Origin of the sequence: Streptomyces sp. NPDC050546 (assembly GCF_044457425.1) — a bacterium.
Classification (GTDB): Bacteria; Actinomycetota; Actinomycetes; order Streptomycetales; family Streptomycetaceae; genus Streptomyces.
Genome location: NZ_JBITGX010000006.1, coordinates 380,761 through 395,934, shown reverse-complemented (window position 1 = coordinate 395,934; position 15,174 = coordinate 380,761). Strand labels below are relative to the sequence as shown.

The window sequence follows — 15,174 nt, the reverse complement described above, 5'->3', positions numbered from 1 at the left end:
TGTGACCTACCGTCTTGCCGAATGCCGACGACTACGTTGAGGTGAAGAGATGCCGTTGACCCCCGAGGACGTGCGGAACAAGCAGTTCACGACCGTCCGCCTCCGAGAAGGCTATGACGAGGACGAGGTCGATGCCTTCCTCGATGAGGTCGAAGCCGAACTGACCCGTCTGCTCCGTGAGAACGAGGACCTGCGCGCCAAACTGGCCGCGGCCACGCGCGCTGCTGCCCAGAACCAGCAGAACATGCGCAAGCCTCCGGAGCCCCAGCAGGATCAGCAGCAACAGCAGCAGCAGGGCATGCGCGGTCCGGGTGGTCCCGTACCCGCCGGCATATCGGGCCCGCCGCAGCAGCAGATGGGTGGCCCCATGGGTGGTCCGCCCCAGCTGCCGAGCGGTGCCCCGCAGCTGCCCGCCGGTCCCGGCGGTCAGGGTGGTCCGCAGGGTCCCGGTCCGATGGGCCAGGGTCCGGGCGGTCCGGGCCCCATGGGCCAGCCCCCGATGCAGCAGCAGATGGGTGGCCCGATGGGCGGCCCCATGGGCGGCCCGATGGGCGGCCCCGGTCAAGGAGGCCCCGGTGGCGACAGTGCCGCCCGTGTCCTCTCGCTGGCCCAGCAGACCGCCGACCAGGCGATCGCCGAGGCCCGTTCCGAAGCCAACAAGATCGTCGGGGAAGCGCGTTCGCGTGCCGAGGGTCTGGAGCGTGACGCCCGCGCCAAGGCCGATGCCCTGGAGCGGGACGCGCAGGAGAAGCACCGCGTGGCGATGGGCTCCCTGGAGTCCGCTCGCGCCACGCTGGAGCGCAAGGTCGAGGACCTGCGCGGCTTCGAGCGCGAGTACCGCACGCGCCTGAAGTCGTACCTGGAGTCGCAGCTGCGCCAGCTGGAGACCCAGGCCGACGACTCGCTGGCTCCGCCGCGCACTCCGGCTGCCGCGTCCCTCCCGCCGTCCCCGGCGCCTTCCATGGCTCCGGCCGGCGCGAGCGCCCCGTCCTACGGCGGTGGCAACCAGACGATGGGCGGTGGCCCGTCGCCGTCCGGTCCGTCCTACGGCGGTCAGCAGCAGATGTCTCCGGCGATGACCCAGCCGATGGCGCCCGTGCGTCCGCAGGGCCCGTCGCCGATGGGTCAGGCGCCCTCGCCCATGCGGGGCTTCCTGATCGACGAGGATGACAACTGACGGCCTGATGGCCAGTAGTACGGCGTAGACATCGGCAGCGTTCAGGGTGAGGCCCCGGGATGGATCCCGGGGCCTCACCCTTTGCCGTGAGAGTCTCTGCCACGCGTGTTCGTGCGTACGCAACGCCGAAGGCCCGGTCCCACCAAGATCTTTGGCGGGACCGGGCCTTCGGGCTGTTCGGTCTGAGCGTTACGCCTTGCGCAGGCGGAACGTCAGGGACAGACCTTCGTCAGTGAAGGGCTCGCCGTAGGTGTCGTCCGCCTCGCCCTCGGCGAAGTCCGTCGCCAGGACCTCGTCGGCGATCAGGCCGGCGTGCTCGGCCAGCGCCTCGGTGACGGCCGGGTCGGTCGCCGTCCAGCGCAGCGCGATGCGGTCGGCGACGTCGAGGCCGCTGTTCTTGCGGGCCTCCTGGATCAGCCGGATCGCGTCACGGGCCAGGCCCGCCCGCCGGAGTTCCTCCGTGATCTCCAGATCGAGAGCGACCGTGGCACCCGAGTCCGACGCCACCGACCAGCCCTCGCGAGGCGTCTCCGTGATGATCACCTCGTCGGGGGCGAGCGTGACGGTCTCGCCGTCGACCTCCACCGACGCCGTGCCCTCGCGCAGCGCCAGGGACAGGCCGGCCGCGTCCGCGTTCGCGATGGCCTTGGCCACGTCCTGGACGCGCTTGCCGAACCGCTTGCCCAGCGCGCGGAAGTTGGCCTTGGCCGTGGTGTCGACCAGGCTGCCGCCGACGTCGCTCAGTGTCGCGAGCGACTCGACGTTCAGCTCCTCCGTGATCTGGGTGCGCAGGCCGGAGTCCAGCGCGTCGAAGCCCGAGGCGGCGATCAGGGCGCGGGACAGCGGCTGGCGCGTCTTGACGCCCGACTCCGCGCGCGTGGCACGGCCCAGCTCCACGAGCCGGCGCACCAGCACCATCTGCTTCGACAGCTCCGGGTCGATGGCCGTGAGGTCCGCCTGCGGCCAGGCGGACAGATGGACCGACTCCGGGGCGCCCGGGGTGACCGGAACGATCAGGTCCTGCCAGACCCGCTCGGTGATGAACGGGGTCAGCGGGGCCATGAGCTGCGTGACCGTCTCGACGACCTCGTGCAGCGTGCGCAGGGCCGCCTTGTCGCCCTGCCAGAAGCGGCGACGGGAGCGGCGGACGTACCAATTCGACAGGTCGTCGACGAACGCGGACAGCAGCTTGCCGGCGCGCTGGGTGTCGTAGGCGTCGAGGGCCTGGGTGACCTGGTCGGTGAGCGCGTGCAGTTCGGACAGCAGCCAGCGGTCCAGGACCGGGCGGTCGGCCGGGGCCGGGTCGGCCTCGGACGGGGCCCAGCCCGACGTACGGGCGTACAGGGCCTGGAAGGCGACCGTGTTCCAGTAGGTGAGGAGCGTCTTGCGGACGACCTCCTGGATGGTGCCGTGGCCGACGCGGCGGGCCGCCCAGGGGGAGCCGCCGGCCGCCATGAACCAGCGGACCGCGTCGGCGCCGTGCCGGTCCATGAGCGGGATGGGCTCCAGGGTGTTGCCCAGGTGCTTGGACATCTTGCGGCCGTCCTCGGCGAGGATGTGGCCGAGGCAGACCACGTTCTCGTACGAGGACTTGTCGAAGACCAGGGTGCCGACCGCCATCAGCGTGTAGAACCAGCCGCGGGTCTGGTCGATGGCCTCGCAGATGAACTGCGCCGGGTAGCGGGCCTCGAAGGTCTCCTTGTTCTTGTACGGGTAGCCCCACTGCGCGAACGGCATCGAACCCGAGTCGTACCAGGCGTCGATGACCTCGGGCACGCGCGTGGCCGTGCTGCCGCACCCGTCCTGCGGGCAGGCGAAGGTGACCGCGTCGATGTAGGGACGGTGCGGGTCCAGGCCCGACTGGTCGGTGCCGGTCAGCTCGGTCAGCTCGGTGAGGGAGCCGACGCAGGTGAGGTGGTCGTCCTCGCAGCGCCAGATCGGCAGCGGCGTGCCCCAGTAGCGGTTGCGGGACAGCGCCCAGTCGATGTTGTTGTCCAGCCAGTCGCCGTACCGGCCGTGCTTGACCGTGTCGGGGAACCAGTTGGTGTTCTCGTTCTCCGTGAGGAGACGGTCCTTGATCTCCGTGGTGCGGATGTACCAGGAGGGCTGCGCGTAGTAGAGCAGCGCGGTGTGGCAGCGCCAGCAGTGCGGGTAGCTGTGCTCGTACGGGACGTGCCGGAAGAGCAGGCCGCGCTCGTCGAGGTCGGCGGTGAGCTGCTCGTCGGCCTTCTTGAAGAAGACGCCGCCGACCAGGGGCAGGTCCTCCTCGAAGGTGCCGTCCGGGCGGACCGGGTTCACGACGGGCAGGCCGTAGGAGCGGCAGACCTTGAGGTCGTCCTCACCGAAGGCGGGGGACTGGTGGACCAGACCCGTGCCGTCCTCGGTCGTGACGTAGTCGGCGTTGACCACGTAGTGGGCCGGCTCGGGGAACTCGACCAGCTCGAACGGGCGCTGGTACGTCCAGCGTTCCATCTCGGCGCCCGTGAAGGTCTGGCCGGTGGTCTCCCAGCCCTCGCCGAGGGCCTTGGCGAGGAGCGGCTCGGCGACGACCAGCTTCTCCTCGCCGTCGGTGGCGACGACGTAGGTGACCTCGGGGTGCGCGGCGACGGCCGTGTTGGAGACCAGGGTCCAGGGCGTGGTCGTCCACACCAGGAGCGCGGCCTCGCCGGCCAGCGGGCCGGAGGTGAGCGGGAAGCGGACGAACACGGACGGGTCGACGACCGTCTCGTAGCCCTGGGCCAGCTCGTGGTCCGACAGGCCCGTGCCGCAGCGGGGGCACCAGGGGGCGACGCGGTGGTCCTGGACCAGCAGGCCCTTGTTGAAGATCTCCTTCAGCGACCACCAGACCGACTCGATGTACGCGGGGTCCATGGTGCGGTAGGGGTCGTTGAGGTCGGTCCAGAACCCCATGCGGGTCGTGAGCGCTTCGAAGGCGTTGGTGTGCCGGGTCACCGACTCGCGGCACTTCGCGTTGAACTCGGCGATGCCGTACGCCTCGATGTCCTGCTTGCCGGAGAAGCCGAGCTCCTTCTCCACCGCCAGCTCCACGGGGAGGCCGTGGCAGTCCCAGCCGGCCTTGCGGGCGACGTGGTAGCCGCGCATGGTGCGGAAGCGGGGGAAGACGTCCTTGAAGACGCGGGCCTCGATGTGGTGGGCGCCGGGCATGCCGTTGGCGGTGGGCGGGCCCTCGTAGTAGACCCACTCGGGGCGGCCCTCGGACTGCTCCAGGCTCTTGGTGAAGATCTTCTGCTCGTCCCAGAAGGCGAGCACGGTGTGCTCGAGGGCGGGCAGGTCGACCTGGGCGGGCACCTGGCGGTACGTCGGCGATGTCATCAGCGGGCTTCCTCCGGCGGACTTGCTGCCTTCCGTCCGGAGGGACGAGAGCTGTGATTGTGCCTGCGCCGTCTTCGGCGCGCTCCCGCGGTACCACCCTCCTTGGCCCTCCGGTGCGGGGTGTGCGCCGGTGAGCCCCCTCATTGGGGTCGCGATGCCGGTTCTACAGGCCGCTGCTGTTCGGCTACGGCTTTCCTCCGGCGGCTCCGGGGTGATCTTCACGTCGCGCTCGCCCCCGGGCTTCCACCGTCCCCGGGTCGCTCTGGGCTGCGTACGCCGCTACTCGTCCCCATCCACGCTTTTCGCTCCGCCCAGTGTACGGCGCCGGGCGGACAGCGGCCGACCGCTTTTCGGGGCCGCCGGGGAGGGGGTGGCGCAAGAGGTGCCGTTTGGGTTTGATGACCCGAATGGAGTGGTATGGGTGTTCGGATCCTGGGACGTCAGGCTCGGCGGATTACCGGGCGGGGAGCTGGGCACAACGGATGCAGGTTCGCCGCGCGGCATGCGCGAGGCGGGCGAATCGGGCGGTGTGCCCCGTTGCCGCGGGACTCAAGTCGATTTATCGTCCCAGCACGATTCGCGAGCAAGATCACAATATGTGAAGGGGTCGCGGCCATGGTGGCGAAGAAGACCGCCGTACAGCAGCCGGCGTCCGGCAGGTCCGCGGAGGCCTCCGGCGGTGCGCCCAAGGACCCGGGCGGGAAGAAGACCACCCAGGGAGGCTCGGCGGGGCGGGCGGCGAAGGGGGCGACCGAGAAGGCGACCGGGGGGACGAAGGCGGCTGTCACCAGGACGAAGGCGGCGGTCAAGAAGGTGACGGCCAAGAAGACCGCGGCAGGAAAGGCCGTGGCCAGGAAGGTCGCGGCGAAGACGGCGGCGGCCAAGGGCCCGAGCGGAAAACCGGAGGCCGGGGAGACCGAGGTCGAGAAGACTGGGGCCGAGGAGACTGAGGTCGAGAAGGCTGAGGTCGAGAAGGCTGAGGTCAGGAGGGCCGGGGCCAAGAAGGCGGGGACCAAGAAGGCGACGGTCAGGAAGGCGACGGCCAAGAAGGCCGGGGCCGGCAAGACTGCGGGCGCGAAATCCGCGGCCGAGAAAGCTGCGGCCGACAAAGCTGCGGGCGTGAAGGCCGCGGGCGCGAAAGTCGCGGGCAAGAAGGCGGCTGCCGGCGAGGGCGCGGAGAAGAAGGCCGCGGTCAAGAGGGCGAAGGCCGCCAAGGCCGTCGCCGCTGAGAAGGGCGTCGGGGCCGAGGGCGTGCGCGCCGGAGGCAAGAGCACCACCACGAAGAGCACCACCACGAAGAGCGCGGCCGGGAAGGGCACCGCCCGGACCGGCGCGGTCACACAGGACAAGGCCGGGAACAGCACGGCCGAGAAGGCGGGCGCGGCCGAGGCCGCGACGCAGACAGGAGCGACCACGGTGGGTGCGAAGAAGACTCCTGGCGCGGCGACGGCGGCCAAGACCGCCGTCCCGAAGGCACGGGTCGCCGCGGCGGAACCCGGTGAGCTCGCGGTACGCCCTGGGGAGGACCCCTGGACAGAGGCGGAGGTCGAGGAGGCGCGAGCCGAGCTGACGTCCGAGGAGACCCGGCTGCGTGAGGAGATCACGTCGTCGGAGCGCTCGCTCGCCGGTCTGATGCGCGACTCCGGGGACGGAGCGGGCGACGACCAGGCGGACACCGGCACCAAGAACATCACCCGCGAGCACGAGCTGGCCCTGGCCGCCAACGCGCGCGAGATGCTCATCCAGACCGAGCGTGCCCTGGACCGCCTCCACTCGGGCACCTACGGCCTGTGCGAGAACTGCGGCAACCCCATCGGCAAGGCCCGGATGCAGGCCTTCCCACGGGCCACGCTGTGCGTGGAGTGCAAGCAGAAGCAGGAGCGAAGGTACTGACCGACGACCGAATGCCGCCTGAGCACGTGGGGGGTACGGGGTGTGTCGTACCCTCGTGCTCAGTCAGGCACCTAGGTTGAGGGACTCACGTGGCAGAGGCGGAGCGCATCATCGGTACGCCGGACACACCGGACGCTGCCGGGCACGGGCAGGAGCGGCCCGAGGACGCGGCGTCGGGCGAGCGCGCCGACTCCGAGGGCACCCGGGGCGCCGGAGAGCCCGGCACGGGTGAGCCGGAGGCCACGGACGCGCGGCCCCGGGGCAAGCGCCGTATCGCGGTGCTGTTCGCCGTCGCCTCGTTCGCGTACGCCCTCGACCTGATCACCAAGATGATCGTGGTGGCCAAGCTGGAGCACCACCCGCCGATCGAGATCATCGGGGACTGGCTGAAGTTCGAGGCGATCCGCAACGCGGGTGCGGCCTTCGGCTTCGGCGAGGCCTTCACGGTGATCTTCACCATGATCGCGGCGGCGGTGATCGTCGTCATCGCCCGGCTCGCCCGCAAGCTCTACAGCCTCCCCTGGGCGCTCGCGCTCGGAATGCTGCTCGGCGGTGCGCTGGGCAACCTCACCGACCGGATCTTCCGGGCGCCGGGTGTCTTCGAGGGCGCGGTCGTGGACTTCATCGCGCCCAAGCACTTCGCCGTCTTCAACCTGGCCGACTCGGCGATCGTGTGCGGCGGCATCCTGATCGTGCTGCTGTCGTTCAAAGGGCTCGACCCGGACGGCACCGTCCACAAGGACTGACAGGCGCCGTACGGGGCTGTCGGACCCGTCCGGCATACTCGACGGGTGAGCACGATTCCCGAGATCCGTACCCTGCCCGTGCCCGACGGACTGGAGGGCGAGCGCGTCGACGCCGCCATCTCCCGCATGTTCGGCTTCTCCCGCACCAAGGCGGCCGAACTCGCCGCGGCGGGGAAGGTCACGGTCGACGGGTCGGTGGTCGGCAAGTCGGAGCGTGTGCACGGCGGCGCCTGGCTGGAGGTCGAGATGCCGCAGGCGCCCGCGCCGGTGCAGGTGGTGGCCGAACCGGTCGAGGGCATGGAGATCGTGCACGACGACGATGACGTGGTCGTGATCGTCAAGCCGGTGGGCGTCGCCGCGCACCCGTCGCCGGGCTGGAGCGGGCCGACCGTCATCGGGGGCCTGGCCGCCGCCGGGTACCGGATCTCCACCTCCGGTGCCGCGGAGCGCCAGGGCATCGTGCACCGCCTCGACGTCGGTACGTCCGGGCTGATGGTCGTGGCCAAGTCGGAGCGTGCGTACACCTCGCTGAAGCGCCAGTTCAAGGAGCGCACGGTCGACAAGCGGTACCACACGCTCGTCCAGGGCCACCCCGACCCGACCAGCGGCACCATCGACGCGCCCATCGGCCGCCACCCGCACCACGACTACAAGTGGGCGGTCACCGCCGAGGGCAAGCCGTCCGTCACGCACTACGACCTCATCGAGGCCTTCCGCGCGGCGTCGCTCCTCGATGTGAAGCTGGAGACCGGCCGCACCCACCAGATCCGCGTCCACATGGCCGCCCACCGGCACCCCTGCGTCGGCGACCTGACCTACGGCGCCGACCCGACCCTCGCCAAGCGCCTCGGCCTGACCCGCCAGTGGCTGCACGCGGTGCGCCTCGGCTTCGAGCACCCCGGGGACGGGCAGTGGGCGGAGTTCTCCTGCGACTACCCGGAGGACCTGCAGAAGGCCCTGGACCAGGTCCGGGAGGAGACGTACGCATGAGCACCCCGCGGTACGCGGTGCGGGTCGCGGAGGACCCCGCCGACCGTGAGTCGTGCTTCGCGGTGCGCAAGGAGGTCTTCGTCGGCGAGCAGGGCGTGCCGGAGGACCTCGAGTACGACGCGTACGACGCGGGGGCCGTGCACGTCCTGGCCGTCCGGGAGGACGGTGTGCCGCTCGGGACCGGGCGGCTGCTGTACGGCGATGCGGCCGTGGCGCAGACCGGAGCAGGCCCGTCCGTGGGCTCCCTCGGCCGGCTGGCCGTGACCGGCCGGGCACGTGGCCTCGGTGTCGGGGTCGCCCTGGTGCGGGCGATCGAGGACGCCGCACGCGCGCGTGGGCTCGCGGCCGTGGACCTGCACGCCCAGACGCACGCGCTCGGCTTCTACGAGCGGCTCGGCTACGCGGCCTACGGGCCGGAGTACCTGGAGGCGGGCATCCCGCACCAGGGGATGCGGCGTTCGCTGTAGCCGCTCGCCGCGGGTGCCGAAACGGTTTGTCCGTGGAGTTGCGTGGCAGGCTTGAGGTCAGTCGTATGACCGTCTGACCTCCCGGAGCGCTGACCGTGGATCAGTTGGCCCTGTTGTTCGTGCTGCTGCTCGGGGCCGTGATCAGCGTCCCGGTCGGGGACCGGCTGGGGATGCCCGCGCCGGTGCTGATGACGCTCCTGGGCATAGTCCTCGCGCTGCTCGAGTTCGTACCGAATGTCGAGATCCCGCCGGACCTCATCCTGCCGCTGCTACTGCCGCCCCTGCTGTACGCCGCCGTGCGGCGCACGTCATGGCGGCAGTTCGCGGCGAACAAGAGACCGATCTTCCTGCTGGCTGTGGCGCTGGTGTTCGTCACCATGGCCTGTGTGGCCGCCACGGCCGACGCGATCGTGCCGGGGCTGCCGCTGGCCGCGGCGTTCGCGCTCGGGGCGCTGGTCGCGCCGCCGGACCCGGTCGCGGCGACCGCCGTCGCCGGGCAGCTGGGGCTGCCTCGCCGACTGGTGTCGATCCTGGAGGGCGAGGGGCTGTTCAACGACGTGACGGCCATCGTCCTCTACCACGTGGCGATCGCCGCCGCCGTCAGCGGCACGTTCTCGCCCTGGAAGGCCGGGCTCGATCTGGTGCTGTCGGCCGTGGTCGGGGCGGCCGTGGGCATCGGGCTGGGCTGGGGCGCCAACAAGCTGATGGAGCTGCTCGGGGACGCGACCCTGCAGATCGGGCTGACCCTGCTGGTGCCGTACGCCTCGTACGTCATGGCCGAGGAACTGCACGGCTCCGGAGTGCTCGCCGTGCTCACCACCGCGGTGTTCCTCGCGGAGTACGGGTCCGACGCCGACGACGTCATGACACGGCTGGCCGGGCACACGTTCTGGAACATCGTCGACACCCTTGTCACGGGCGTCGCGTTCGGGCTGGTCGGCCTCGAGCTGCACAACGCCATTCGCACCGCGTCCGGCCGTTGGGGCGAACTGCTCGGATGGGCGGCGGTGGTGGTGGCCGTCGTCGTGTTCGTACGGCTGCTGTGGCTGCTGCCGGCGACGTGGCTGACCAAACGGCTGCACGCGCGGCGGGACTACGACGAGGACATCCCGGTGAGCTGGCGCGAGACCGTGGTCATGTGGTGGTCGGGGATGCGCGGAGTGGCCTCGGTGGCGCTGGTGCTGGCCATTCCGCTGGAGACGGACGCGGGGGAGCCCTTCCCCCAGCGTGACGAGCTCATCTTCATCGCGTTCGGGGTGATCGTGGCGACGCTGGTGGTGCAGGGGCTGACGTTGCCGTGGCTGGTGCGGCGGTTGGGTGTGAAGGCAGACACGGACCACGAGAAGGAACTCGCGAAGGAACTGGCGATCCGGGCGTCCAAGGCGGCGAAGCGGAGACTGCGCGAGATCGAGGAGGAAGAGGACCTCCCGGAGGAGTTGTCCGAACAGATGCTGCGGCGGGCCTTCGACATCGGGATCCGGATCAGTCCCGAGGTCGCGGAGGACGAGCGGCGGGAGGCCTCCCGGGAGCGCGCGCGGCGGCTGAAGCGGGTGCGGCGGATCCAGCAGGAGATGCTGAGCGCCGCGCGGCACGAGGTGCTGGCGGCGCGGAGTGAGCCGGGGGCCGATCCGGAGGTCGTGGACCGGGTGTTGCGCCATCTCGATGTGCGGTCGATGCGGTGAGTGGTTTCCCGGCGGGGTCTTCGCCGTCGGCGGCTGACGGGTCGTAGGGTCGTCGTATGGCTCGGAATGTTGTGATCAGTGGTGGAGGGACCGGGATCGGGCTCGCGGCGGCGCGGGCGTTCGCCGCGGGCGGGGATCAGGTTCTGTTGCTCGGGCGGCGGGCCGACGTGCTGGAGAAGGCCGGGGTGCCCGGGGCGCGGACGTTTGCGGCGGATCTCACCGAGCCGGCGGACGTGCGGGGTGTGGCCGCTTTCGTGGAGCGGGAGTTCGGTGCCGTGGACGTCCTCGTGCACAGCGCCGGGGGCAATGGGCTGCTCGAACCGGGCCCCGGGAGCGACGATCCGCTGGAGGCCGTCGCGCACAGCTGGACCGTGAACTTCCGGCTCAACACCCTGACCGCCGTGCTGCTCACCGAGGCTCTCAAGCCGCGCCTCGCCGAGCCCGGCGGGCGGGTGCTGTTCCTCGGATCCATCGCCGCCTACCGGGGATCAGGGAGCGGTGCGTACGCGGCGGCCAAGGCGGGTCTGCATCCCTACGCCCATGATCTGGCACGGCAGCTGGGACCGCGCGGCATCACCGTGAACGTGGTCGCGCCCGGCTACATCGAGGACACCGAGTTCTTCGGGGACGCGATGAGCGAGGAGCGGCGGGCGCGGCTCGTCGAGGAGACCTCGACCGGGCGCGCCGGGACCCCCGGTGACGTCGTCGAGACCCTGCACTGGCTGGCCTCCCAGGGTGCGGGGCACATCACGTCCCAGATCATCCAGGTCAACGGCGGCGCCGAACGCGGTCACTGACCGAGGCAAGAAAGGGGGCTGCCCGTACCGCGGGCAGCCCCCTTTCTTACGTCGGCCTTGCGTCGTTGTTGTCAGCGCTCCGGCCTCGCCGAGCCGTGGTAGCGGCGCTGCTGGTTCGGGACACCGTCCGAGGACGGGCGGTGTCCGTTCCCGTTCCAGGAGGGCGGCAGGAGCGCGTCCGCCGTGTTGACCCGGGGGAGGGCGTACGGGTGCTCCTCGGCCAGCCAGCGGACCATCTCCTCGCGCACCGTGACCCGCACCGTCCAGATGTCGTCCGCGTCCTTGGCCGTCACCAGGGCCCGCACCTGAAGGGTGCTCGGGGTGGTGTCCGTGACGCACAGGTTGTAGGCGCGGCCGTCCCAGGCCGGGCACTCGCGCAGGATGTCGCGGAGCTTCTCGCGCATCTCGTCCACGGGGGCCGTGTGATCGACGTGCCAGAAGACGATGCCGGTCATCTGCGGGGTACCGCGCGACCAGTTCTCGAACGGCTTGGACGTGAAGTACGACACCGGCATGGTGATCCGGCGCTCGTCCCAGGTGTGGACGGTCAGAAACGTCAGCGTGATCTCCTCGACCGTGCCCCACTCGCCGTCCACGACCACGGTGTCCCCGATGCGCACCATGTCACCGAAGGCGATCTGGAACCCCGCGAACATATTGCTCAGCGTGGACTGGGCGGCGACACCGGCGACGATGCCGAGGATGCCGGCCGAGGCCAGCAGCGAGGCGCCCGCCGCCCGGAACGCCGGGAACGTCAGCAGCATGCTCGCCGCTGCCACCACGCCGACGATCGCGGACACCACCCGCATGATCAGCGTCACCTGGGTGCGCACCCGGCGGACCCTGGCCGGGTCGCGGTGCGCCCGGGCACTGGCGTACCGGCTGTACGACGTCTCGACGATCGCCCCCGCGATTCGGATCACCAGCCAGGCGGCCGACCCGATGAGCAGCAGCGTCAGTGCCTGGCCCAGGCCCTCGCGGCGGTCCTCCAGCAGTTGCGCCTCGTCGTACGACCCTCTCAGGAGGGCCGCGAAGAGCACGAGCTGGTAGGGAATGCGCCCACGGCGGAGCAAACCCCACAGCTGGGTCTCGTGATGTCGTTCGTCGGCCTTGCGCAGCAGGAAGTCGGTCGCCCAGCCGATCACCAGGGTGAGCACGACCGAGCCACCGACCACGATCAGCGGTCGCAGCAGGTTCTCCATGCCCCCGAACCTAACCGGCTCCCGGCGGGCATGAACATGTGACTTCCGTCCGGTCGCGGGTACTGCCGCGAACTCGGATTGTCACACCTGGCTGGCACCATGGCCTCATGAACATCATGCTCTTTCACTCGACCCAGGGGCTGCGGCCCGCGGTGCTCCAGGCCGCTGACCGGCTGCGCACGGCCGGACACGAGGTGTGGACGCCCGACCTCTTCGAGGGGCGCACCTTCGAGACCGTCGAGGAGGGCATGGAGCACCAGGAGAAGATCGGCAAGGACGAGCTGCTGAAGCGGGCCGTGCTGGCGGCCGCGCCCTACTCCGAGCGCGGGCTGGTGTACGCGGGATTCTCGCTCGGCGCCTCGATCGCCCAGACCCTCGCCCTCGGCGACGACAAGGCGCGCGGGCTGCTGCTCCTGCACGGCACGTCGGACATCGCGCCGGATGCCACGGCGGACGACCTGCCGGTCCAGCTCCACGTGGCGGAGCCGGATCCCTTCGAGACCGACGACTGGCTCAGCGCCTGGTACCTGCAGATGGGCCGGACGGGCGCGGACGTCGAGGTGTACCGGTACGCCGGGGCCGGCCACCTCTACACCGACCCCGACCTGCCGGACTGCGACGAGGAGGCGGCCGAGGCCACCTGGCGGGTGGCGCTCGGCTTCCTCGACAGCTTGTAGCCGGCGGTCATCCGCCTAGCGCGGGAAGCACTCCTTGGGCGGGTTCTCCAGGGAGGCGAAGTGCCCGGACCAGATCCAGCCCACCGGGTGCGAGTCGTAGATCCGGAACCACCGGGCCCCCGAGGGGGTCGTCGTGGTCGAGCACTGGATGCGCTCCTTGGTGCCCGCCTTGTCCACGCGGTACCGCTCCGACGAGGAATCGGGCTTGGCGTAGACGGGGGCCCCGTCCGGGTCGAGCACGGACAGAGTGACGTAGGCCGGTGCCGCGGGAGCGGTTTCCTGTGCATGGGCGGCGGTGGCGGTACCTCCGGCTAGGGCCAGAGAGGCCACGACCACCGCGGACTTCGTCAAGACACCTTGAAACGAGGTGACCATGTGACTCCTTACCAGTACGCGTCGGTAGCGCTGACGAATCGTCAACCTACGGAGAAAGACGTAGGAGTTGCTCGTACAGTTGACGTGTTCGACGCCCCTTTTCATAGACGGCCGCTCACACCGGGTCGTAGACCCGCTCGAGCTTCTGCGTGCCGCTGCGGGTGCGGTAGGAGCGGGTCCACTTGGCGGTCGCGTCGCGTTTCGCGCGGTCGGACAGGACGTAGTAGTCCATCTGCGCGCGCTCGGCCGTGATGTCCAGGACGCCGTAGCCGTGGCGGTCGGTGTCGACCCAGTGGACGTGCCGGTTGGCGGCGCGGATGACGGGTGAGGCGACCGCCGAGACCGTGCCCTCCGGGACCTTGACGATGTCGTCGAGGTTGTCCGAGGTGACCGAGGTGACGACGAACTCCGTGGCGGCGGACGGGGAGAGCGGGTACGTGCCGGCGTCCACCGGCACGTCGTTGGCCCAGGCCATGTGGATGTCGCCGGTGAGGAAGACGGTGTTGCGGATCGCGTTGGCGCGCAGGTGGGCGAGGATCTCGCGGCGGTCGTCGGTGTAGCCGTCCCACTGGTCGGTGTTGAGGGCGAGGCCCTCCTGCGGCAGACCGAGCAGCTTGGCGAGGGGCTTCAGCAGATCGGCGGAGAGCGAGCCGATGGCGAACGGCGAGACCATCACCGAGTTGCCGACCAGCCGCCAGGTGGTGTCGGACGCCTTCAGCCCCGCCTTGAGCCAGTCGAGCTGGGCGCGGCCGGTGAGCGTGCGGTCCGGGTCGTCGACCTCGCCGTTGCCCACCTTGACCTGCTGCGAGCGGAAGGACCGCAGGTCCAGCAGCGAGAGGTCGACCAGCTTGCCGAAGCGCAGCCGACGGTAGGTGGTGCCCGCGATCGCCGGGCGCACCGGCATCCACTCGAAGTAGGCCTGCTTGGCGGCGGCCTGGCGGGCGGACCAGGCGCCCTCCGCGCCCTCCGTGTGGTTCTCGGCGCCGCCCGACCACGCGTCGTTGGCGAACTCGTGGTCGTCCCAGATCGCCACCACCGGGGCCGTGGCGTGCAGGGCCTGGAGGTCCGGGTCGGTCTTGTACCGCGCGTGCCGGATCCGGTAGTCGGCGAGCGTGACGATCTCATGGGCCGGGGCGTGCGGGCGTACGACCTTGCCCCGCGTGCCGTACTCGCCGGTGCCGTACTCGTAGATGTAGTCGCCGAGGTGCAGCCAGGCGTCCAGGTCGCCGCGTGTCGCGAGATGGCGGTACGACGAGAAGTATCCGGCCTCCCAGTTGGCGCAGGAGACCACGCCGAAGCGGAGGTTGGTGACGGCCGCGTCGGCCGCCGGGGCGGTGCGGGTGCGCGCGGCGGGGGAGTCGGTGCCGCCACAGGAGAAGCGGAACCAGTAGTCGGTGGCCGGCCTGAGGCCGCGGATGTCGGCTTTCACCGTGTGGTCGGAGGCGGCCCTCGCCGTGGTGGAGCCCTTGGCGACGATCGTGGTGAACGACCGGTCCTCGGCGACGACCCAGCTCACCTCGGTGTCCGGCCCCAGTCCGGAGCCGGGTATCGCCTCCGGGACGGGGGTCACGCGGGTCCACAGCAGGACGCCGTCGGGCAGGGGGTCACCGGAGGCGACACCGTGCAGGAAGGCGGGAGCCTGGTCGGCGGCGCGCGCGGGCAGGGAGGCGGCGAGCGGCCCGGCCAGGACAGCGGTCGCCGCCGCGGCCTTGACGACCGTACGGCGGCGGGGGTTGAGGGAGTTGAAGCCCTCGGACGTCTTCGATGATCTGTATCGACTGGTCACGGACGATCAGGTTACTGATCGGTATGCACCAGAGCGGGCGAACTCCGGA

At 70.7% G+C, this 15,174-nt stretch carries 12 protein-coding genes; 8 read left to right on the top strand and 4 right to left on the bottom strand.

Going from position 1 to position 15,174, the window contains the following annotated elements:
* Positions 1-49 precede the first annotated feature (49 nt).
* Positions 50-1,177: a DivIVA domain-containing protein gene (locus tag ACIBK5_RS17835; protein WP_399020654.1), complete on the top strand. Its 1,128-nt coding sequence runs from the start codon at positions 50-52 to the stop codon at positions 1,175-1,177.
* A gap of 189 nt (positions 1,178-1,366) precedes the next feature.
* On the opposite strand, the gene ileS is transcribed toward ACIBK5_RS17835, so the two are convergent.
* Complete coding sequence (gene ileS / locus ACIBK5_RS17830; protein ID WP_399020652.1) at positions 1,367-4,510, bottom strand: isoleucine--tRNA ligase; 3,144 nt, start codon at positions 4,508-4,510, stop codon at positions 1,367-1,369.
* A 615-nt stretch (positions 4,511-5,125) separates the two neighbouring features.
* On the opposite strand from ileS, the gene ACIBK5_RS17825 reads away from it, so the two are divergent.
* The 6 genes from ACIBK5_RS17825 to ACIBK5_RS17800 all read left to right on the top strand — a co-directional run bounded on the left by ACIBK5_RS17825 (position 5,126) and on the right by ACIBK5_RS17800 (position 11,085).
* Positions 5,126-6,403, top strand: coding sequence for a TraR/DksA C4-type zinc finger protein (locus ACIBK5_RS17825; protein ID WP_399020650.1), 1,278 nt, complete (start codon positions 5,126-5,128; stop codon positions 6,401-6,403).
* An 89-nt stretch (positions 6,404-6,492) separates the two neighbouring features.
* Positions 6,493-7,149: a signal peptidase II gene (lspA, locus tag ACIBK5_RS17820; RefSeq protein ID WP_399020648.1), complete on the top strand. Its 657-nt coding sequence runs from the start codon at positions 6,493-6,495 to the stop codon at positions 7,147-7,149.
* 45 nt (positions 7,150-7,194) lie between these two features.
* Positions 7,195-8,139, top strand: a complete 945-nt coding sequence (locus ACIBK5_RS17815) for an RluA family pseudouridine synthase (RefSeq protein ID WP_399020646.1) — start codon at positions 7,195-7,197, stop codon at positions 8,137-8,139.
* Positions 8,136-8,606: a GNAT family N-acetyltransferase gene (locus ACIBK5_RS17810; protein ID WP_399020644.1), complete on the top strand. Its 471-nt coding sequence runs from the start codon at positions 8,136-8,138 to the stop codon at positions 8,604-8,606. Before ACIBK5_RS17815 ends, ACIBK5_RS17810 begins: the two co-directional genes overlap by 4 nt.
* Positions 8,607-8,701: 95 nt before the next feature.
* On the top strand, positions 8,702-10,288 hold the full coding sequence (locus tag ACIBK5_RS17805; RefSeq protein WP_399020642.1) for a Na+/H+ antiporter: 1,587 nt from the start codon (positions 8,702-8,704) through the stop codon (positions 10,286-10,288).
* Positions 10,289-10,344: 56 nt separating this feature from the next.
* The gene (locus ACIBK5_RS17800; RefSeq protein WP_399020640.1) at positions 10,345-11,085 is read left to right on the top strand and encodes an SDR family NAD(P)-dependent oxidoreductase; all 741 of its coding nucleotides are present in this window, start codon (positions 10,345-10,347) and stop codon (positions 11,083-11,085) included.
* A 71-nt stretch (positions 11,086-11,156) separates the two neighbouring features.
* Here ACIBK5_RS17800 and ACIBK5_RS17795 read toward each other — a convergent pair whose 3' ends face one another.
* Entirely contained in the window at positions 11,157-12,287 is a 1,131-nt protein-coding gene (locus ACIBK5_RS17795) for a mechanosensitive ion channel family protein (protein ID WP_399020638.1), read from the bottom strand.
* A 38-nt stretch (positions 12,288-12,325) separates the two neighbouring features.
* Between ACIBK5_RS17795 and ACIBK5_RS17790 the strand changes: the two genes are divergently transcribed.
* Positions 12,326-12,964 carry a dienelactone hydrolase family protein gene (locus tag ACIBK5_RS17790; protein ID WP_399020636.1) on the top strand — a complete coding sequence of 213 codons (639 nt, stop codon included), beginning with the start codon at positions 12,326-12,328 and terminating at the stop codon, positions 12,962-12,964.
* A gap of 15 nt (positions 12,965-12,979) precedes the next feature.
* Here ACIBK5_RS17790 and ACIBK5_RS17785 read toward each other — a convergent pair whose 3' ends face one another.
* Entirely contained in the window at positions 12,980-13,315 is a 336-nt protein-coding gene (locus ACIBK5_RS17785; protein ID WP_399020634.1) for a hypothetical protein, read from the bottom strand.
* 139 nt (positions 13,316-13,454) lie between these two features.
* Positions 13,455-15,125 (bottom strand): alkaline phosphatase D family protein, encoded by a 1,671-nt coding sequence (locus ACIBK5_RS17780; RefSeq protein ID WP_399020633.1) that lies wholly within the window; start codon positions 15,123-15,125, stop codon positions 13,455-13,457.
* Positions 15,126-15,174: the final 49 nt, after the last annotated feature.

Excerpts from the sequence above, each read along its gene's own strand:
- ACIBK5_RS17795 (WP_399020638.1), bottom strand. The coding sequence starts at position 12,287 with ATGGAGAACCTGCTGCGACCGCTGATCGTGGTCGGTGGCTCGGTCGTG.
- ACIBK5_RS17825 (WP_399020650.1), top strand. The coding sequence starts at position 5,126 with ATGGTGGCGAAGAAGACCGCCGTACAGCAGCCGGCGTCCGGCAGGTCC.
- ileS (WP_399020652.1), bottom strand. The coding sequence starts at position 4,510 with ATGACATCGCCGACGTACCGCCAGGTGCCCGCCCAGGTCGACCTGCCC.
- ACIBK5_RS17835 (WP_399020654.1), top strand. The coding sequence starts at position 50 with ATGCCGTTGACCCCCGAGGACGTGCGGAACAAGCAGTTCACGACCGTC.
- ACIBK5_RS17800 (WP_399020640.1), top strand. The coding sequence starts at position 10,345 with ATGGCTCGGAATGTTGTGATCAGTGGTGGAGGGACCGGGATCGGGCTC.
- ACIBK5_RS17810 (WP_399020644.1), top strand. The coding sequence starts at position 8,136 with ATGAGCACCCCGCGGTACGCGGTGCGGGTCGCGGAGGACCCCGCCGAC.